Source organism: Paenibacillus sp. CF384 (genome assembly GCF_900106745.1).
In the GTDB taxonomy this organism is placed as follows: domain Bacteria; phylum Bacillota; class Bacilli; order Paenibacillales; family Paenibacillaceae; genus Paenibacillus_Z.
Genome location: NZ_FNNV01000001.1, coordinates 769,861 through 789,189, shown reverse-complemented (window position 1 = coordinate 789,189; position 19,329 = coordinate 769,861). Strand labels below are relative to the sequence as shown.

General features: G+C 49.6%; 22 protein-coding genes and 2 pseudogenes. 13 read left to right on the top strand and 11 right to left on the bottom strand.

The features are described 5' to 3' along the window. Positions 1–7: 7 nt before the first annotated feature. Both BLW29_RS03660 and BLW29_RS03655 read right to left on the bottom strand, forming a co-directional pair. On the bottom strand, positions 8–382 hold the full coding sequence (locus BLW29_RS03660; protein WP_090976279.1) for a VOC family protein: 375 nt from the start codon (positions 380–382) through the stop codon (positions 8–10). Positions 383–548: 166 nt separating this feature from the next. Beyond that, the gene (locus BLW29_RS03655) at positions 549–1,955 is read right to left on the bottom strand and encodes a sulfatase family protein (RefSeq protein WP_090976277.1); all 1,407 of its coding nucleotides are present in this window, start codon (positions 1,953–1,955) and stop codon (positions 549–551) included. Between the two features lie 128 nt (positions 1,956–2,083). Here BLW29_RS03655 and BLW29_RS03650 point away from each other — a divergent pair, with 128 nt between their 5' ends. The 7 genes from BLW29_RS03650 to BLW29_RS03620 all read left to right on the top strand — a co-directional run bounded on the left by BLW29_RS03650 (position 2,084) and on the right by BLW29_RS03620 (position 6,233). Then, positions 2,084–3,112, top strand: a complete 1,029-nt coding sequence (locus BLW29_RS03650) for a formylglycine-generating enzyme family protein (protein ID WP_371264667.1) — start codon at positions 2,084–2,086, stop codon at positions 3,110–3,112. After that, positions 3,109–3,654, top strand: a complete 546-nt coding sequence (locus BLW29_RS03645) for a GrpB family protein (RefSeq protein ID WP_090976273.1) — start codon at positions 3,109–3,111, stop codon at positions 3,652–3,654. The genes BLW29_RS03650 and BLW29_RS03645 overlap by 4 nt, the downstream gene beginning before the upstream one ends. Then, complete coding sequence (locus BLW29_RS03640; protein ID WP_090976271.1) at positions 3,651–4,397, top strand: ferritin-like domain-containing protein; 747 nt, start codon at positions 3,651–3,653, stop codon at positions 4,395–4,397. Before BLW29_RS03645 ends, BLW29_RS03640 begins: the two co-directional genes overlap by 4 nt. A gap of 67 nt (positions 4,398–4,464) precedes the next feature. Next, positions 4,465–4,971 carry a GNAT family N-acetyltransferase gene (locus BLW29_RS03635; RefSeq protein ID WP_090976269.1) on the top strand — a complete coding sequence of 169 codons (507 nt, stop codon included), beginning with the start codon at positions 4,465–4,467 and terminating at the stop codon, positions 4,969–4,971. A gap of 122 nt (positions 4,972–5,093) precedes the next feature. Next, positions 5,094–5,432 (top strand): GNAT family N-acetyltransferase, encoded by a 339-nt coding sequence (locus BLW29_RS03630; RefSeq protein WP_090976267.1) that lies wholly within the window; start codon positions 5,094–5,096, stop codon positions 5,430–5,432. A gap of 29 nt (positions 5,433–5,461) precedes the next feature. Beyond that, complete coding sequence (locus BLW29_RS03625; RefSeq protein WP_090976265.1) at positions 5,462–5,764, top strand: hypothetical protein; 303 nt, start codon at positions 5,462–5,464, stop codon at positions 5,762–5,764. 1 nt (position 5,765) lies between these two features. Further along, positions 5,766–6,233 (top strand): GNAT family N-acetyltransferase, encoded by a 468-nt coding sequence (locus tag BLW29_RS03620; RefSeq protein WP_090977090.1) that lies wholly within the window; start codon positions 5,766–5,768, stop codon positions 6,231–6,233. Positions 6,234–6,298: 65 nt separating this feature from the next. On the opposite strand, the gene BLW29_RS03615 is transcribed toward BLW29_RS03620, so the two are convergent. The 3 genes from BLW29_RS03615 to BLW29_RS03605 are packed head-to-tail and all read right to left on the bottom strand — an operon-like array spanning position 6,299 to position 8,254. Beyond that, complete coding sequence (locus tag BLW29_RS03615) at positions 6,299–6,787, bottom strand: YhjD family protein (protein ID WP_256208293.1); 489 nt, start codon at positions 6,785–6,787, stop codon at positions 6,299–6,301. Beyond that, positions 6,784–8,049: a DNA polymerase IV gene (locus tag BLW29_RS03610; RefSeq protein WP_090976263.1), complete on the bottom strand. Its 1,266-nt coding sequence runs from the start codon at positions 8,047–8,049 to the stop codon at positions 6,784–6,786. Before BLW29_RS03610 ends, BLW29_RS03615 begins: the two co-directional genes overlap by 4 nt. Beyond that, positions 8,039–8,254: a hypothetical protein gene (locus tag BLW29_RS03605; protein WP_090976244.1), complete on the bottom strand. Its 216-nt coding sequence runs from the start codon at positions 8,252–8,254 to the stop codon at positions 8,039–8,041. Before BLW29_RS03605 ends, BLW29_RS03610 begins: the two co-directional genes overlap by 11 nt. A 473-nt stretch (positions 8,255–8,727) precedes the next feature. Between BLW29_RS03605 and BLW29_RS03600 the strand changes: the two genes are divergently transcribed. The 5 genes from BLW29_RS03600 to BLW29_RS03580 all read left to right on the top strand — a co-directional run bounded on the left by BLW29_RS03600 (position 8,728) and on the right by BLW29_RS03580 (position 13,784). Beyond that, positions 8,728–9,402: a response regulator transcription factor gene (locus BLW29_RS03600; RefSeq protein WP_090976261.1), complete on the top strand. Its 675-nt coding sequence runs from the start codon at positions 8,728–8,730 to the stop codon at positions 9,400–9,402. Next, on the top strand, positions 9,399–10,403 hold the full coding sequence (locus tag BLW29_RS03595; RefSeq protein ID WP_090976259.1) for a sensor histidine kinase: 1,005 nt from the start codon (positions 9,399–9,401) through the stop codon (positions 10,401–10,403). Before BLW29_RS03600 ends, BLW29_RS03595 begins: the two co-directional genes overlap by 4 nt. A 178-nt stretch (positions 10,404–10,581) precedes the next feature. Continuing rightward, complete coding sequence (locus BLW29_RS03590; protein WP_090976257.1) at positions 10,582–11,013, top strand: hypothetical protein; 432 nt, start codon at positions 10,582–10,584, stop codon at positions 11,011–11,013. Positions 11,014–11,029: 16 nt separating this feature from the next. Next, on the top strand, positions 11,030–11,797 hold the full coding sequence (locus BLW29_RS03585; RefSeq protein ID WP_090976255.1) for an ABC transporter ATP-binding protein: 768 nt from the start codon (positions 11,030–11,032) through the stop codon (positions 11,795–11,797). A 124-nt stretch (positions 11,798–11,921) separates the two neighbouring features. Then, a complete protein-coding gene (locus BLW29_RS03580) occupies positions 11,922–13,784 on the top strand; it encodes an FtsX-like permease family protein (protein WP_177186479.1) in 1,863 nt (620 codons plus the stop codon). Positions 13,785–14,024: 240 nt separating this feature from the next. Here the strand turns inward: BLW29_RS03580 and BLW29_RS31665 are convergent. The 4 genes and pseudogenes from BLW29_RS31665 to BLW29_RS03560 form a co-directional block, all read right to left on the bottom strand. Continuing rightward, positions 14,025–14,210 (bottom strand): annotated as a pseudogene (locus BLW29_RS31665) (NAD(P)H-dependent oxidoreductase); the annotation flags it as partial. Between the two features lie 118 nt (positions 14,211–14,328). Continuing rightward, the gene (locus tag BLW29_RS03570; RefSeq protein WP_090976252.1) at positions 14,329–15,432 is read right to left on the bottom strand and encodes a GerAB/ArcD/ProY family transporter; all 1,104 of its coding nucleotides are present in this window, start codon (positions 15,430–15,432) and stop codon (positions 14,329–14,331) included. After that, positions 15,429–16,598: a Ger(x)C family spore germination protein gene (locus BLW29_RS03565; RefSeq protein ID WP_177186478.1), complete on the bottom strand. Its 1,170-nt coding sequence runs from the start codon at positions 16,596–16,598 to the stop codon at positions 15,429–15,431. The genes BLW29_RS03570 and BLW29_RS03565 overlap by 4 nt, the downstream gene beginning before the upstream one ends. Then, complete coding sequence (locus BLW29_RS03560; RefSeq protein ID WP_090976249.1) at positions 16,595–18,133, bottom strand: spore germination protein; 1,539 nt, start codon at positions 18,131–18,133, stop codon at positions 16,595–16,597. Before BLW29_RS03560 ends, BLW29_RS03565 begins: the two co-directional genes overlap by 4 nt. Positions 18,134–18,243: 110 nt before the next feature. On the opposite strand from BLW29_RS03560, the gene BLW29_RS31320 reads away from it, so the two are divergent. Then, on the top strand, positions 18,244–18,720 hold the full coding sequence (locus BLW29_RS31320) for a hypothetical protein (RefSeq protein ID WP_177186477.1): 477 nt from the start codon (positions 18,244–18,246) through the stop codon (positions 18,718–18,720). A 110-nt stretch (positions 18,721–18,830) separates the two neighbouring features. Here the strand turns inward: BLW29_RS31320 and polYB are convergent. Both polYB and BLW29_RS03550 read right to left on the bottom strand, forming a co-directional pair. Then, positions 18,831–18,986, bottom strand: a pseudogene (gene polYB, locus BLW29_RS03555) (DNA polymerase IV); the annotation flags it as partial. Next, entirely contained in the window at positions 18,976–19,191 is a 216-nt protein-coding gene (locus tag BLW29_RS03550) for a hypothetical protein (protein WP_090976244.1), read from the bottom strand. The pseudogene polYB and the gene BLW29_RS03550, both read right to left, overlap by 11 nt. Positions 19,192–19,329 lie beyond the last annotated feature (138 nt).

Sequence of the window (19,329 nt, the reverse complement as noted above, 5' to 3'; positions counted from 1 at the left end):
CCGGCAGTTACTGCCATTCCAGAAACTCCAGCCGATTGCCGAAAGGATCCGCCACGTAGAAACGCGAGACACCTTCGTCGGCCCGTGCTTCATCGTCGATGACTTGAATCTGATTGTGCTGCAAATGCTCGCGCAAGGCTTGAATGCCGCGAACGTGAAAAGCCGGATGCGCTTTGGTTGCAGGAACAAAATCCCGCTGTACTCCGATATGGACTTGGTGGATGCCGGATTGAAACCATACGCCGCCGCGCTGACGCAGCGGCTCAGGCTTGGGCAGCTCGGTCCAGCCAAGCACATCGGTGTAGAAGCTGCGAGCCGCTGATTCGCAGCCCTCAGGAGCTGCAAGCTGAACATGGTCGATGCCGTCGTATTGGTAGGACATGTTAGATCCTCCTTGTTACTGGCATTGGTTTTTGAAGTTTTATTCTGTGAAACTTAGTTTCATAATACGCATCTAGATTATACTGCAATATCCCAGAACGTTCCAGTACAAAAAAAGCACAGCTCCGACTTGCGGAGCTGTGCTTTCTGGCAGAGTCTGTCTTGCGTCAGTGCAGCGCTTCATCTCCGACATCGCGCATGAGCTGTTCCATCTCAAGCGTGAGCGATTTAACAATCTGCTCATAGTCCGGCGAATAGTAGACGTTGCGCAGCTCGTACGGGTCTTCGGCCAGATCGAACAATTCCCATTCCGGCGGCATGGATTCGTCGCGGGAGCCTGTTGTGCCGAGCGCCTCGGCGTAGTAATAGATGAGCTTATAGCGCTGCGTCCTCATCCCGTAATGGGCGTACACCTCATGGGCGCCGTCAAGATGCATCCAGTAACGGTAGTACATCGAGGTTCTCCAGTCCTCTGGCGTTTCGGAGTCCAGTACGGACCTGAAGCTTCGGCCTTGCATCGTCTCCGGGATCGGGAGGGCAGCGTAGTCCAAGAAGGTAGGCGCGAAATCAACATTCAGAATCATGGTATCGTTCACGGTGCCGGCTTGAATAGCCCGAGGATAACGGATCAGGAATGGCATGCGCAGGGATTCCTCATACATAAATCGTTTATCGAACCAGCCATGGTCGCCTAAGAAGAAACCTTGGTCGGATGTGTAGATAATAATCGTATCGTTGGTTTCGTCTTCTTCGTCCAAATAATCGAGCAATCGGCCCACGTTGTCGTCGACGGAGGCAATGCAGCGCAAGTAATCCTTAATGTACCGCTGATATTTCCACTTCTTCTCTTGCTCCGGTGTTAATCCCGCAGGCGGTGCGCCTTTGGTATCAAAGTCAGTCAAATCTTCGATGCGCATCTTAGCATTCACGGCCGCCTGAGAGCGAGTGGCATAATCGTCGTAAAAGGTTTCCGGCTCCGGAATATCGATATCTTCGTATAAATGCATATGCTTCTGATTGGGCTCCCAGCTGCGATGCGGTGCTTTGTGATGACACATGAGCATGAACGGCCGTTCTTTATCCCGGTTCTTCAGCCAGTGCAAAGATTTATCGGTAATAATATCCGTTACATAGCCATCAAATTGCTGGGAAACGCCCATCTCAATCATGACGGGATTATGATAATCGCCTTGGTCGGGAAGGACGCTCCAATAATCGAATCCGGTCGGATCATAGTTGCCGCCGTGGCCGAGATGCCATTTGCCGACAATCGCGGTTTGGTAGCCGTCTTTCTGCAGCAGCTTCGGAAAGGTCGTCATGCGCCCATCGAGCGGGTCAGCTAACGTCTTGACGCCGTTCATATGATTGTATTGCCCGGTTAGGATGGCTGCGCGGCTCGGCGTGCAGATCGAGTTGGTGCAGAAGCAATTATCCAAACGCATGCCGCCTGCCGCGATGCGGTCTATATTCGGCGTTTCATTGATTTGGCTCCCATAGGCGCTGATGGCGTGGGAGGCATGGTCATCTGACATGATGAACAGAATGTTCGGTCGTTTCGGAGTATTCGTGGTCAAATTTCATCTCTCCTATCCTCTTAGAAACGTTTCGATAGACTCAAAGGTATTGTATAATATTCCCTTGGAAGCGTCTACAACGGTGCCGATACGGGCAGACCGATTACGATATGCAAGGAGATGACATGATGGCTGAACAACTTAAATCCTGCTGCTGTGCAAGCAGAGGTGATGCTTCTATAGTGGCGCCGGAATCGACTGTGTCATACGAGCGCAGCGTAAGCGCGGATCAACAGCAACGATTACCGGAGGTTGATTCGGAGCTTGCGTCGTCATCGCAGGCAGACGAGAATATGGTGCTCATCCCCGCAGGGGAATTTCTGATGGGAACGGATGATGCGGAAGGGTTTGCGCAGGATGGTGAAGGCCCAATTCGAAACGTGAGGCTGGATGCATTCTACATCTCTCGTTATGCGGTTACGAATGAGCAGTTTGCTCAGTTTGTGACCGCTACCGGTTATGTGACGGAAGCCGAGAAGTTCGGTTGGTCTTATGTGTTTCATTTACTGGCCACTGACGCTGCGCGAGAAGCAGCGGCTGGTTCACCGCAAGGCACGCCATGGTGGCTGGCGGTTAATGGCGCGTATTGGGCACAGCCGGAAGGAGCGGATTCCAACATCCTGGATCGTGCGGATCATCCGGTCGTGCATGTGTCTTGGAACGATGCGACAGCGTATTGCTCGTGGCGCGGCGGGCGACTGCCGACCGAGGCGGAATGGGAGTATGCGGCAAGAGGCGGTCTGGTCCAAAGGCGATACCCGTGGGGGGATTTGCTGAAGCCGGATATCGAGCATCTCTGCAACATTTGGCAGGGGAAGTTTCCGGTCAAAAATAATGCAAGCGATGGCTATCATGGAACCGCGCCTGTCCATGCGTATAAGCCGAACGGGTACGGGCTTTATAACATGTCCGGCAACGTATGGGAGTGGTGCAGCGACTGGTTCACGCCGACGTATCACCGGGTGACATCGGCGGTCAGTCCTCATTATACGAAACCGACGCATGCGCGGTCGATGCGCGGGGGCTCCTATTTGTGCCACAAATCGTACTGCAACCGATACCGGGTAGCTGCGCGAAATTCCAATACGCCGGATAGCTCAACCGGCAATTGCGGGTTTCGCATCGTTGTTGCCGGCGAGGGAGGCAATCAGCAGTGAGTGATCCGATCATCGTTGTTCCTTATGATGCCGCGTGGGTGAACGAGTTTCAGGAGATTGGACTGCGACTGCGCGAGGCACTTGGTGAAACAGCGCTGCGAATTGACCATATCGGTTCAACGTCGGTGCGCGGACTGGCTGCCAAGCCTGTAATCGATATTCAAGTTTCGGTCCGCTCCCTTGAGCCGGTGGACTTGTATCGCAATGGATTTGAACAGCTGGGTTACACGTTCAGAGCGGATAATCCGGAACTCACCAAACGCTATTTCAGAGAAGGAGCAGGCATGCGGCGCACGCATATCCATGTTCGAGAAGCGGGCAGCTTCGGTGAACAATTCGCCCTGCTTTTCCGCGATTACCTGAGAGCCCATCAAGATGAAGCAGACGGCTATGCGAATGTGAAAATGAACCTAATGGCGCAGTTCGCTCAAGATCGGCAGCGCTACGTCGATGAGAAAGATCCTTATATCTGGGCCATCATGCGCAGGGCCAGCGATTGGAGTCAACGCATGGGCTGGAAGCCGGGAGCATCGGATCTATGATGAGGATAGATTTTGCGGTCTGGAAGCATTATTTTCTACATAACCAGCAGAACTTGAGGGCGATTGATTGGGAGGATTCGTATCGGCTGACGGAGGCTGAGCGAAGGTGCATACAGAAATCCGTTCAGCAGTTTCAGCTCGGCGAGAGCTCCGAAGGCAAACATCTTATTCAGCAGGCGAAGCGTTATGCCGAGCGAACCGGGAATCACGATTATTACGAGGCGGTCGCCGCTTTCATCCGTGAGGAGCAGCGTCATGCCAGAGACCTGGCTAGGTTTATGAGAGGTCAGCAATTGCCGACCATTCGCGGCCACTGGGTGGATCATGTATTTCGCAAACTGCGCCAATTCGCTGGCTTGGAGTTGTCTGTCATGGTGCTGATCACAGCAGAAATTATCGCTAAGGTTTATTATGTCGCTCTCGAGCGGAGCACGAAGTCGAAGACGCTGCAGGACTTGTGTGATCAGATTTTGCAAGATGAGGAGAAGCATGTCGAGTTTCAATCGGAGACGCTCTGCAAGCTTGGTGAGGGCAGATGGTCAGTTGTGAATCGCTCCTACAGGCTAGCCCATCGTGTGCTGCTTGAAGGTACGCTCGTCGTGGTTTGGCATCAGCATCGAAGTGTTTTTCGGGCCGGCGGGTACCGGTTTCGCGACTTTCTGGCAGCATGTCGGAAGGAATTTCGCTTATCAAGCAGCATAGCCGCCGGAATCGCACGATTGGGAAGGACGTTTGAGGGATGATTCGGATTACGGAACAGCCAGGGCTATTACATGATCTATGGCAGCACTAGGAGGGAGAGGGCAAGTTATGATCGTGGTCAAAACGATTACACCTGACGATGTAGAGGCGTACTGGCGATTACGGCTGGAAGCGCTGCTTGACAGTCCGGAAGCGTTCGGTGCGACGTATGAGGCATCGGTTGACACACCGATTGAATCGGTTAAAGCGCGAATTCAAGCGAGCGAGGATCAGTATGTTTTGGGAGCGTTCACGGAATCGGGCGAACTTGTCGGCATGGTCGGGTTTCGGAGGGAAGAGTCCGTCAAAGTGAAGCATAAAGGCTTCGTATGGGGGATGTATGTATCGCCGATCGCACGCCAGCAAGGTGTCGGACGACTGCTGCTGCAGGAGCTGCTGAACCGGGGTCGCGAGCTGGACGGGCTGGAGCAAATCAATCTCATGGTCGTTACGGGTAACGAACGGGCGAGAGGCTTATATCTGTCGCTGGGGTTCGAGGTATACGGCTTGGAGCGCAGAGCGCTTAAGTATAGAGGAATCTACTACGATGAAGAACTGATGGTCTATACCATCTAACGGGGAGGTTGTCAGAATGGTGCTTGTTCGTCCATATGAGTCGGAGTCGGATTTGGAACCGCTCACCGCGCTGATGGCTGATCTGGGATCGCCGTTCGACGCTTGAGGATATTAGGCTGCGAATGGCGCATATTGAGGGGAGTCCGAATTATTTTACATTCGTGGCGGAACTTGAAGGTGCTGTAGTCGGCATGGTCGGTCTGAGGATGCAGTTCAGCTACGTCAGCAATGACATTAAAACGCAAGTATCTTCGCTCGTCACGAAGAAGGAGTTTCAAGGTCGCGGCGTCGGCCGGGCGTTGCTTGCGCACGCGGAGCAGTGGGTGCAGGAGCAAGGCGGGCATTTTATCTACTTGAATAGCGGGATAAAGGAAGAACGGCTGGAAGCCCATGAGTTCTATAAGAAGCGGGGCTACATGATTACGGGCTATCGGTTTGCGAAGAAGCTGCAGCGTTCGTAGAACAAACAAGAATAAAGGGGCCAAATACAGTGAGAAAAGTTGAGATTCGCGAAATCGGTACGACGAGCATGTTTAAAACTACGATTTATCTAATGATCATACCTATGGCGCTAATGGCCTTTATTGGACTGATGATTACGATTATCGGGGCGGCCACAGGTAAAGGTACTCTGCTTGTCGTAGGCATTCCTTACTTAATTATTCCTTTCTTTCTGATCTTTGTGTATGGGGCTCTAAGCATGCTTGTAGCTTTGGTGTACAGTGCGTTTGCGAAGAAATTCGGCGGATTGGAGCTAACGCTGGCGGATAAGGATGCGCCTACGGATGTCTAAGCTGAGTATTCGGATTCGATCAATCGGTGAAGGCGAAGAGCTGCCGTATGAGCTGTTGCTGCTGGCCGATCCGGAGCGTTCGGCGATTGATGCTTATGCGGGGAGGAGCATCTGTACGGTATTGGAAGAGGACGGACAGGTGATCGGTGCTTATGTGCTGCTCGCGACTCGGCCGAAGACAGCTGAAATCATGAACATCGCCGTGCGGGAGGACTGCCAGGGCAGAGGGCTTGGCAGGAAGTTAATCGAGCATGCGGTAGCGCATTGCAAGGAGCAAGGGTATCGCGCGCTTGAGATTGGGACGGGCAATTCGAGCTTAAATCAGCTGGGATTGTATCAGAAATGCGGGTTTCGCGTGATAGGCGTGGAGACGGATTATTTCGTCAAGCATTATGCGGAGCCGATTGTGGAGAACGGGATTCCATGCCGGGATATGATCCGGCTGCGGATGGAATTGTCCTTAATGTAGAGAAGGCAGCGATAATAGCTGCCTTTTCTTGTTGCCATTGGTAGGTTGCATATGAATGGTAACAGTCATTTCTTAGTGGTAAGCCCGTTGAAAAGTTTCTCGAGTTGAGCGATATAACTGCCTAATCGTGTACTAATCTCAGACCTCACTAAAAACCTCATTAATGCAAACTGATGTTCATAACCTCGATAGTAAAATTTATAGTGTGCGGCATCGTCAACGCGTTCTTCCTCAATGACTTTAATATGATGTTCCCTTAATTCTTTGCGGATCCCGGCCAAGTCGGCATGGATGGCATTCAACAGCGTGTTCGCAGCTGCCGAATAAAGTGTCTTTAAGGAGTGGTTCGACCTCTCGATCTCAAGCCGATTGTTCTCAACCACTGTCATCATAATCGGTAAAAGTACGGAGTCACGTACCAAGATCAGTATCTGTTGAGGGACCTTCAGTGATGCTCCCTTATCAGGGTCGCCAAGCTCGTTCAGCTGATCGCGATGCTCGGGAGAAATAAACTTCGTGCTCCAACGGCCGTTCCCCTCGAGAAATTTGCTCATTTATAGTGCCCTCCAATTTTGTGAGCCCGCTCGCGCGCTTGCCCAGATTTAAGGAGCGATGCGGCGCTTAATATGGCTGCCTCGCCGAACCGTTCTTTGATGTTGTCCTTGGTTGCGGCGAGTGCGTGCTGCCTGGGTAAGTCTTCAAACAAGTCCAGTTGGTACACGCTATTGTCTGTTAGCTGGGACAAATCCACGGCAAGATTCGTCAATGGATTGCCGTCCCAGTTCGACAGAAACAGTTTCTGTGCAGCTGCGAGAATGTGATGCTCCAAGCAACTGGAACTATCCAGAGTCATTTGGCGGCTGAAGCCGCTGGTTTTAACCCCGTCCGTTGTACCCGCGCTGACAGTGACTGTTCGCCCTTTATACTTGTGGTATCGACTTGTGCGGCATACCTCAATCACGAGCTCGAGCATGAGGGGTTCAACATCCTCTAAAGTCTGATATAGCTTCCAAGGTAAAGCACGGCCTCTCGTGACCGACTTCGGCTTGCCGAACGCTCCCGCAACGACGGGGCTTGGGTCAATGCCACGCGCAGTCTGCCAGTAATAGATGGCCTTGATATCGCTCTGTTTGCCCATTCTCTGCTGCATCCGCCGTTTGAAATCATGCAGCTCCATTCGGGCTAAGTCGCCAATCGTCTGAATCCCCATACGTATAAAGTGCACGGTCATGCGAGAGGCGACCATAAACATGCTGCTGATCGGCAGCGGCCATAACTCGGATTCTATATTGTCGTAATCAAGCGTGAAAATCCCGTCCGGCTGCTTTTTGGCGAAATTATCCGTTGCAGTCTTGGCTAATATCTTGGTTGGCCCGCAGCCGATACGCGTCCAAACGCCGGTAGAGAGCAGCACCTTGCTCTGCATTTGGTTGGCGATTTCCAGTGGCGGGCCGTAGAGCGAGACTGATCCGGTGACATCCAGGAACTGTTCATCAATCGAGAAAGGCTCAACAAGCGGGGTGAATGACTTGTATATTTCCGTAATGAGCAGGGATACGTTGATATAAGTCTGCATCCGCGGCCGGATCACGACGAGGTGAGGACATTTAATAACGGCTTCACCTAACCGCATCGCTGTAGATACACCGTAAGATTTGGCAAGCGGGCAAGCAGCTAATACGATACCCGATTTGCGATTGGGATCGGCGCCTACAATGACAGGCTTATTCGCATGTTCAGGATGCGAAGCCTTCTCTACCGACGCATAGAAGCTTTGGCAATCCGCCAACATGATGACTCGATCTTTAACCGACATCACGGATCACCGGCTCGTGTGCCAAAATATTATGCAGCTTAAACAGACGAGGTCCGCCTGATTCTAGGCAAGTTGCTCGTACATGCGTATGGGTAACGGATCGTATAAGGATCTGTCTCTTGGTTATTCGGTTGCTTCTGTCCTGATAAATGATAACTACGGCCATCCCGATATATTTGCTGAGATTTGATTGTAATGATGGCATTCTTATTCGCCTCCATACGAACGTTTGTTCTTTATTATACTACAAACATATGTTCGATATGCAAGGGGTGTTTCTGGAATTTTTTAATTTCCTAAATTATTCCTGAATTGGTTCGGGAGTGAGATTTTGCGCTAGTGCGTAAACTATTCCAAGAGAAAAGAGGCTAAGACCGGGGCATCCAAATGATAGGGGATTAAAAGGCTTATTGTATTTGTTCATGCTACATTTCACGGACTGAAGCAGGTCTATATCTATTGGAGCGGATTACACGATGAAATCAGTTATTAGATTGGTGACGATTCCGGTAACGGTAACAGCTTTGGGATCGTGTTGCTAATTGATAGAAGATGGCGATTCGTCAATCTGTTGGCTACATTTCACTTAAAAGTCTAGGTAATTATTTTTGCATAACACAGGATATCCAGTATATGATAGGAAAAATAAATATGATTAACAGAAATCGGAAGTGATCGATATTGAAAATTGTCATTGTAGAAGACAATGAGGTTATCCGGAAAGAGCTTATAACTTTTTTTTCGCAATACGGGTACGAGGTTGCGGCGCCGACCGATTTTATCAATATTCCAGAGTACATTGAAAGGGAAAGTCCAGATTTGATCCTGTTGGATATTAACCTACCCATGTACGATGGCTACCATATATGTCGGGAAGTTAGAAAGAAATCGGATACTCCAATTATCGTCGTTACGAGTCGGGACAGCGAAATGGACGAGTTGATGAGTATGCATTTGGGAGCGGACGATTTTATTTCGAAGCCCTATAATACCCAAATTCTGCTCGCCCGCATCGCTTCTATATTAAAACGAACCAACGGCGCAGCAAGTCAGACTCACGATATTATGATCTATCGCGACTTGAAACTTAATTTGTCCAGCGGTACCATCACTTACCGGGACCAAACGCTCGAATTGACAAAGAACGAACTAAAAATTCTATCCTACCTGATTAAACACAAAGGCAAAATCGTATCTCGCGATGATTTGATCGATTTTCTATGGAATACAAATCTGTTCATCGACGACAACAATTTGTCAGTGAACGTTACAAGACTTAGAAAGAAACTGGAAGAGGCCGGAATGCAGGACAATATCGAGACGAGACGCGGGTTAGGATACATTCTGCCATGAGAATCTGGGATTATTTCAAGGATCGTATCGTCTTTCTGGTCGCCAATCTTCTTGTGATTACGCTGCTGTGCAGCGTCCTTTTGTTCTTTCCAATCGGAAAAGCTTTAATCATCCCGACAGTCGCCTTGTGGTTCGGACCTTTGCTTATTTATATGATACTTGAGCTTATTAAAGAGAAAAGGTATTACGATGAAGTAATGGATGCACTGGAAAGCTTGGATCGGAAGTATTTATTGCCCGAAGTGGTGAAAGAACCATCATTTGTCGAAGGAAAGCTCTTGCATCGATTACTTAAGGAAACCAGTAAAGACATGCATGAGCAAGTAAACTTCTATCGCAACCTGCAAAGAGAATACCGGGAATACATTGAAATATGGGTGCATGAGGCAAAGACGCCAATCGCTTCGGCCAAGCTTATCATCGACAATAACGAAGGCCCGGCGACAAAAGCGATCGACTACGAATTGAAAAAAATGGATGATTACGTTGAACAGGTGCTGTATTACTCCAGAAGCCAAAACGTCAGCAATGATTTTATCGTAAGACGGGTATCACTGGAGCAGATCGTCGCGAGCGCAATCAGAAGAAACGCCAGGGACTTCATTTACAAACGCATCGCGATCGATATCGACAGTGTGCACGGCACGGTATTCAGCGATGCCAAATGGTTGGAATTCATACTTAATCAAATCATCGGAAATGCGATTAAATATTGTAAGAAAGGTGAAGGAAATGTGACTGTCCGCACCGATAAAACACGTGATCATATCCATTTGACGATCGAGGATAACGGTATCGGCATCGTAGAGCGGGATGTCGGCAGAGTGTGGGAGAAGGGCTTTACCGGTGAGAACGGAAGGCTTTTTGGCAAATCGACGGGAATTGGACTTTACTTGTGCAAGAGCTTGTGTAACAAGCTTGGGCTTGAAATTTCTCTAACCTCGCAGGTCGGAGAAGGAACGAAAGTAAGTCTTCTTTTCCCCAAACAATCGGAGGCATAATAACACAAAGAGTCGTTGCGGCTAAGGCTGCAACGACTCTTTGTCGTTTCTTTCCTTCAGTCCTTGGGATTTCGCTTCGCTAGATGACAAAAATGTAAGGTTAATGAAACGTAAGGTGATACGTACGATGAACGAAAAAAACTATGATAGAGGCAACCAAAGAAAGAGGAGGATTCAAATGAAAAAAACATGGATTTGGATAGTCGCCTTAAGTTTGATCTCATGTGCTGGATTGTATTATTATTTTCAATTAAACGGTCCGAAAATCGTGCAGGGCTCCGCGGCCTTGAGTGAATCGGTAGATGTGCAAGGAAAGCCAATCGCTCCGTCAAAGACGTTCTCGTCCAAGGCTAAGGCACTATACGTTTCGGCGAAATTCAAACGATTTATCGCAAAAGGCGCAACGGTGAGATGGTATAAAGGCGAGACGATAGTCGAAAATAGAATTAAAGTCGACGAAAATATTAAGCTGAGCAAAGCAGGTTACGCCTATTCGAAACTGACAGCGCCGCCGGAGGGCTTTACCCCGGGCGACTATTCCGTCATCGTATATTCAGCAGGCAATGACGTCTCGGAAGCAACAATATATTTTAAGATTAATGAACAATGAACGGAGGAGGGGAATTATGGAGCCAATTTTGAACGTAGACAAAATCGAAAAATATTACGGAAAAAAAGCCAATATCACAAAAGCAATCGACAATATAAGCTTTAAGGTACAAAAAGGGGAATTTATAGGCGTCATGGGCGCATCGGGAAGTGGAAAGACGACGCTGCTCAACTGCATTTCGACAATCGACACGGTGACGACTGGGCATATCCACATTAATGGCCTGGACATTACTAATCTAAAGTCCGCAAGTTTGGAGAAGTTCAGGGTCAATGAGCTTGGCTTCATCTTTCAAGATTTCAATCTGCTCGACACGCTAACGGCTTATGAGAATATCGCATTGGCGCTAACGATCAAAGGGGAGAAAACGAAGCATATCGATTCGCTTATCCAGGAAGTGGCCCGTAAGCTGGAAATCACCGGGGTGCTGGGGCAATATCCTTATCAACTTTCCGGCGGCCAGAAGCAGCGCGTCGCTTCCGCAAGGGCGATCGTGACGAGTCCCTCCCTGATTTTGGCCGATGAGCCAACCGGTGCTCTGGACTCCAAGTCGGCAAAGTTGCTGCTGGAGTCGTTCGAAAAGCTGAATCGGGAGCTTCAGGCGACCATACTGATGGTTACCCACGATGCTTTTACGGCAAGCTACTCCCATCGGATCCTGTTCATCAAGGACGGCAAAGTATTCAACGAACTAGTCAGGGGCAGCGATACCAGAAAGCAATTCTTCAACCGGATCATCGAAGTCGTAAGCCTTCTTGGAGGCGATGTCGGCGATGTACTTTAGAATAGCATGGAGAAGCGTCAGAAAAAGTTTTAAAGATTATGCGATTTATTTCTTGACGCTATCATTCGCTGTTTGCTTATTTTACAGTTTCAACTCTCTCGAAGCGCAGCAAGCGGTGTTGCAGATGAACCAAAGCTCGGCTGATTACTTGAAGAAAATCGCAGGCGTCATTTCCATTCTCTCCGTAGGCGTTTCGTTTGTTTTGGGAGGATTAATTGTTTACGCTAATGGTTTTCTGATCAAGCGGCGCAAGAAAGAGCTTGGAATTTATATGACGCTTGGGATGGGCAGAAATAAAATATCGGTCATTCTTGTATTTGAGACGTTCCTGATCGGCTTCTTGGCGCTAGGAATAGGGCTGGTGCTTGGGATCACGGTTTCACAGTTCTTCTCTACGATGATTGCCGGGCTGTTCAATGCCAAGATGAATGCTTACGAATTCGTCGTTTCCAATAGTGCGATAGCGAAGACATGCTTATATTTCGGTCTTATTTTTGCCTCTGTTATTTTGTTTAATTACATGATCGTCTCTAAAGTCAAACTAATCGATTTGCTAAACGCATCAAAGAAAAATGAGGATGTGAAAGTCAAGAACGCGTTGGCGTCGATTATCGTTTTCCTCATTTCCGCGGCTATGCTTTCCATTGCTTATAAGACTGTGCTCAATACCGGTTTGGATCCATATAACCCGGCTTTTGTGCTTGGGTTACTGCTGGGCATATTGGGGACGCTGTTGCTCTTCTTCGGTTTGGCGGGATTCTTCCTGCATCTGTTGCAGCGCAACCGGAACTATTATTTGAAAAATTTGAATTTGTTCGTTTTGCGACAGGTCCACAATAAGATCAATACAAATTTCGTATCCATGACAGTCATTTCACTGATGCTGTTCGTTACGTTGTTGTCGTTGTTTGTGGTCATCAACTACAAGTCTAACGTGGACAAAACTGCTGAGGGCATGGCGCCTTTCGCAGCGTCGATGGTTACCGGATGGGTGGAGAAAGGCGCGCACACTCCCGATATTGAAGAAGCTCTAAAGAAAGCGAATTTTCACTTCGAGGATAACGAGACGCATGTGTTTTTTAACGCCTATTCCTCCGGCATTTCGGTTAATGAATTAATGGGCGGGTACCTTGACGAGAACAACAAAACCGACCAATCTCTCCTTAGGGGGGAGATAAACGTCATTCGATTGTCCGACTACAATCACATCAGAGCCTTGGAAAAGGGAGAATCGATCGCTTTAGGCGCCCATGAGGCTTTGATTGTATCGAATTATGGAAACTACAGCAATGGCTTCGGCAAATTCATGGCAAGCTTGAAGGATGTGAAGATCAATGGGGAGTCTTTGCAGGTAAACAACGAAAAGCCGGTTAAGGAAAACATTGTAAACGCACCGTATTGGCCCTTTTTCTTCTACATCGTCGTTCCGGACAGACTAACGGACGGATTGATAGTATCCTTTCGGGCACTCGATATCGAGCCTCGAGGTGGCACTGATCCTATAAATGAGGATAAATATGCGGATTTGTTCAGCCACATGTACGATGCAGACATCCCGCTCGATGGATACACAAAAGGGAAAGCTGTCATGGTCGCTTATGGGATTTCTGCGTTCCTTACTTTTATTGGATTGTATATCGGCCTGGTGTTTCTCATTTCCAGTGCGGTCATATTGGCGCTTCAGCAACTGGTGGAAGCGAGTGACAGCGTGCAAAGATATCGCATTCTGAAAAAGATCGGCGCTACCGACAAGATGATCAACCAAACGATTTTTAAGCAAACCCTGATTTATTTTATAGTTCCGTTCTTGGTTGCCGTCATGCATACGGTTGTCGGCTTGAGAATTATGAACGAGTTTTTTGCGACACACGACAGAAGCATATACGGTTCGTCCGCAGGGATGCTGGCCGTCATCCTTATTCTGATTTACGCTGGATACTTCTATACGACCTATTCCGGTTATAAGAGCATCGTCCGGAATAGCTAAGGATGAATGGAAGGCTCGTTTAGTAGGAACTAATTATTATTGAAGGAAGCAGCTGAGATCGCAGCATTACAACGCAATCAAGCCGATCTTCTACGCCGAAGTGAACGATCAGAAGCAGCTGTTCGTAAGCGGGAGCAAATAGCGGATGTACGTCAAAAAGCCGCTCCGATCGGTCGCGAGACCTCTCGGAGCGGCTTTCTCATTATTAAAACCCGGCAGCAACCGTCGCGACTTGCGGTTCGCAGCTTCCATTGCCGCCATGAACTCGTTCGAGTAGTCGCCGCCGCGAGCGCTCAGCAGCACGACTTTTTTATCGCCTGCGAGACCGACGGGGCCTTCAGCCGTGTATTTGAACGTACGGCCTGCTTGCGCCAAGTAGGAGATGTAAGTGACGAGCGGAGCCGGAACCGTTGCTTTGACGAACGGTACTTTTGCCATGTTATAATTTCATCCTTCATGTGTCTGGATTTATATGCAACCTTAATAAGCTTAGTATAAAACCGTTGCTTACTTTTTTAAAGTATATAATAGTTTTATTGTTGCTCTAAATTTGTCTATATTGTGTCCGCTGTCTGTAAGCTGCCAATCCCCACATCAATAGAGGCAGACCGATCATGAAAATAGGAAGCATAAAACGGACGGCGATCTTTTGCGGGAAAACGATCGAGGTTTCCACGACGTTTAGTGGAATTAAGGTTATTCCGTAAGCGATGCATGCTATAATCCAGGTCATTCTCTTCCAATTGCGAACGCCGAACAGTTGAGCGGAGCCGTGTCCGGATATGAACAAGTACAGCGCGAGCTTCGTAAAGACGCTCATAATCCAAATCGTAACCGCGATGGCATCCAAATTCTCGATGATTCCGCCGAGGGAGACAGCTCGCACTAGCATCATCAAGGGATAATTGTTGCTCTGGCTGACCATGGGGCCAAATGAAAGCAAGCTGGCGATAATCGAGAGCATCGTGAACAATCCGGACACAAGCACGCCGCTCACGGCATACTTTACCGTTTTGCCCTTGGATTTCACGAAGGCGATGATCATAACCAATAAGACGCAGTCGCCGAGAAACGTGAGCGTGGGAATGGAGCCCTTCAGAATGCCGAACACGCTGACATCGCCGAAGAATGGCCGAATGGATTGTAACTCCATATTATTGACCGACAGGACGACGGGGAAAATAACGCCACCCATGACAATCGGTCCGATGACCTCGCAGCAGCGAGCGATCACGCCGACACCGTGGAGGGTTGGATATAGAATCACGGCCAGCATCATGGCTATGATGACAGGCATCGGCGTTTCAGGCAATATCGTTTCGGAGAGGAAGAAAGCGAACTGCTTCAAGATCACCGTGAGCAATACGAGCCAGAAGATCATATAGAGAAAACCGATGGCTCGGCCAATCCATCTGCCGAATAGAATATCGCTATAAAGTATTACCGTCATTCCCGGGAAGCGAAGAGCCGTCTTGGCGCATACGAGCGCGATCAGGAGCCCGGCTCCCGTCGCGATTAACGCCGATATCCAAGCATCCTGACTGGCGATCTGTATCGTCGGCGCAGTCGTAAGCAGCAGCGTCATCGTAATTTGCGTGCTGGTCATGATCCAAAACAACTGTCTTTCGGCTATGTTCATGTCCGTCATTGGGCGTCCTCATTCTTTCTGGTTGCTTGAATGCTCGTTTTTCCCGGCTGCCTGATGAATACGTCAACGTCAAAGTCGACCTCGACTTGCGTAAACCGTTGGTCCCAGCTGTTCATCACCTTGCGCCATTGCCCGGGATAGCGGATATGGAAAGCTTTCGCAAATCCAATGGCGTCCGTACGGAAACGATGCTGCGCCTGCCATAAGGCGCTTCTCAGCTGCTTGGTCATTTCCTCCTCGAACCGTTTACCCAGCTTTCTCAATCGATCGTCATCTTTCATGAGGTTGTAATGCGTACTATTCATAAGGACGTCGCCGTCTACTCGTATCCGTATCGTCATTTTCCATTTTCCGTCTTGAATGCGCGGCTTCCACTTCATCCGGTAATGCCTCATTCGAATAGCGACGATGCCGCCGTTCTCTCTAACGGACATGGTCGCGAATCTGCTGAGCTGCGTATTGGTCAGCCATTTGAAGCCTTGCACATGCGGGGCATCCACGAATCCGACCAGCTTTAGATCCTTTATAACCGCCATGCCTTCAACGCTTATGATGGCCTTCTTGGTTCCGTTCGAGGCGAGCATCATTGTGGTTGCGACGGGAATAACGAATGATCCGGACTCGCCGCTGATCAACTCCTCCACGATGTGAAGCGTCGAATGCTGCAGGGAAGGCTTTTGGGACATTTTAATCAGCGTTTCGTACGTGTTGGGATCTTGGAGCGATTGAATCAATTCCTTTGCCGTTCCTTTGCAGATGAAGAGATTGGCCTGTTCCCGGGGCTGAATATCTCGAACGAGAAAATCCATCTCATCCTGTAACCCGTCCCGGGCAAGCGCCTCTCCGAAAAAATAAGCCTTGGCGTGGCTCCACGAAAACCTTCTCGGCAATTGGGCTTGCAGCTCCGCGAGCGCATCCGGCACCGTTTTGCCCGTATTGGTTGCCGTGTATAGCCTGCCTTGGCCGCCCTCGGCAGCACCTCCCGTTGAAGAAGGGTTCGGTATGAACACTTGAAACGTCAGAGACACCATGCCATTCTTTTCTTTATCGATCCCGGCGGAAATGATTAAAGCCATATTATTGACCTCTTCCCGATCCCAGCAGCCTGTAAGGAGGAACGCGAACAGGCATGGGAGGAGCAAGCAGCGAATAGGCGCTAGTTTCACTGGTCTTCCCCTTTCGCCGGCTCCACTTGACGATTCGAATTGCCCGGACTCGCGTAAGCGGCTGGGCGCCGTTTCATCAATCCGATTGGCGCGCGTATGAGCGTATCCTTAAAGCTGTCGGTTTGAATAGGAGCGATAGGAGTCAGATAGGGGACGTCGAAGGAACGAAGGATGCATAAATGGCTAATGATGACCAAGATGCACAGGATCAGCCCGTAGAGGCCGAACATGCCGGACATGATCATGATGGGAAATCGCAAGATGCGGAGCGCGATATTAAAGGCGTATTGCGGAAGCATGAAAGAAGCGATCCCCGTAATCGCGACGATCATGACCATAGGCGCCGACACGAGTCCCGCTTGAATGGCGGCCTGTCCAATCACGAGCGCGCCTACGATGCTGACCGCCGACCCGATCTGCTTGGGCAGCCGAACGCCGGCCTCGCGAAGCGCTTCGAAGGTGATCTCCATGATAAGCGCCTCCATGAGCGCGGGAAAAGGAATCTCTTCCCTGGATTGGGTGATGCGCAGCAGCAGGGTGGTCGGTACCATCTCCTGGTGAAACGTTAACGTGGCTACATATACGGACGGAGCAAGGAGCGCGAACAGGAAGAAGAGATAGCGAAGCCACCGGATCAGCGTACCGATTAGAAAGCGCTCGTAATAGTCCTCCGGCGACTGCAGCATGGACCATAGGGTAGTCGGAGCGATCATGACAAAAGGCGTATGATCGGTGATAATCAGCACTCGGCCCTCCAGCATGGCCGCGACCGCCACATCGGGGCGTTCCGTCGTTTGCAGCTGCGGAAACGGGGAAAAGACGCTGTCCTCGATGAGCTCTTCGATCATTCCGCTCTCGACAATGCCGTCGATCTCGATTCGTTGCAGCCGGTGTTTGACGCTGGCTACGATCTCTTCTTTTGCGATGCCTTGCAAAAACGCGACGCTTATATCGGTCTTGGAATATCGGCCGAGCGGGAACGTATCGATTTTCAGAGCAGGCGTCTTCAGACGCTTGCGCAGCAGCGTCAAATTGACGATTAGCGTCTCGGTAAAGCCGTCCCGAGCTCCCCGAATGACCGATTCCGCTTGCGGTTCTTCCACGCCTCTTTTCTCGCAATGGATGAGCCCTAGGCTTAGCGCCCCCGGGATGCCATCTACAAGGAGAAGTGGCCGGCCGCTGAATAATTCAGGCACCATTTCTTCATAGGTAACATGCTCCTTGCTGTCCATAACCGTAAGCCAGGCACGCAATTCCGTCAGCGAGGACGCGGTGAGCGCATTATCCGGCTCCATCATTCGCTTTAACACATCGTGATCGATCGAAATGACGTCGGCAAGCCCGTTAATGTAGACGATCACAGCCTCTCGGGAGTCGGAAGCGCGGAACCGGTGATAAAGAACGTCGCCGCAGCCTTCAAACTGCGCTTGAAGCCGCGGCAATACAACGGCTAATTCCGCGGCAAGCGGCCCTCGGATCGTCGGCTCGGCTTGTACCCGTTGGCCGATGCGATCGGCTAGACTTCGTTTCTTCATCCTTTCTCGTCCTCCGTTCCCACCTTCTGGATATCCTATGTTTTGCTCAAAAAACAGTCAAATTATCCGGGTTTGGAAACGATGTACTTCTTTTGGCGGGATTTTCATACTTGGACGGAATCCTTAAACCGACAGTCGCGGCGGCAGAACAAACGGCAACTGCGCCGGCAGCGACCCCGATCAATAGCGCCTTGTCCACGCCTGCAGAAGTGGCGAAAGCTTTAGGGTACATTCACGCCAAGTTTAACGAAACCCTTGCAAGCTACAACCAAGGGTCGCACGATACGATTTCTTACATTCAAGAGACGGACGGTACTCTAACAAAAGCGCCTAACTACTTATATGACGAACGACTTACGCATCAACCGGAAATATACCTTCGCATGGCTGACGTGATCGGCAACGCTGCCCCGTCCCAGAAGTTAAACCATTCAATTTTTCATGCTCGGGATTGTCGGATGGCAAGAACATATATGCTTAAGAAGCCGCGTGGTTGCGGCTTTTTTCGTTTAGCTTACGCGATGTTGATCGCCCGCGCTGCCAATACAGCGACAATCACGAGCAAACGCAGGATTGGACCATCATAAGGAGTTTTGCTCTGCTCGACAACACTATCGTATCCGTCGGGCTAAATGCGGTGTTCGTGTTAAAAACAAGATATAAGTAGCCCGGAAACATGCCGTTCCGGTACGACATAAAGCGTGCTAGCGGCTAAAACGATACCCGATTTACGATTGGGATCGGCGCCTACAATGACAGGCATATTCGCATGTTCAGGATGCGAAGCCTTCTCTACCGACGCATAGAAGCTTTGGCAATCCGCCAACATGATGACCCGATCTTTAACCGACATCACGGATCACCGGCTCGTGTGCCAAAATATTATGCAGCTTAAACAGACGAGGTCCGCCTGATTCTAGGCAAGTTGCTCGTACATGCGTATGGGTAACGGATCGTATAAGGATCTGTCTCTTGGTTATTCGGTTGCTTCTGTCCTGATAAATGATAACTACGGCCATCCCGATATATTTGCTGAGATTTGATTGTAATGATGGCATTCTTATTCGCCTCCATACGAACGTTTGTTCTTTATTATACTACAAACATATGTTCGATATGCAAGGGGTGTTTCTGGAATTTTTTAAAGAATGTTAATGCCTTCTTTTGCGCTAACGGAGCAGGATAACATAATTATT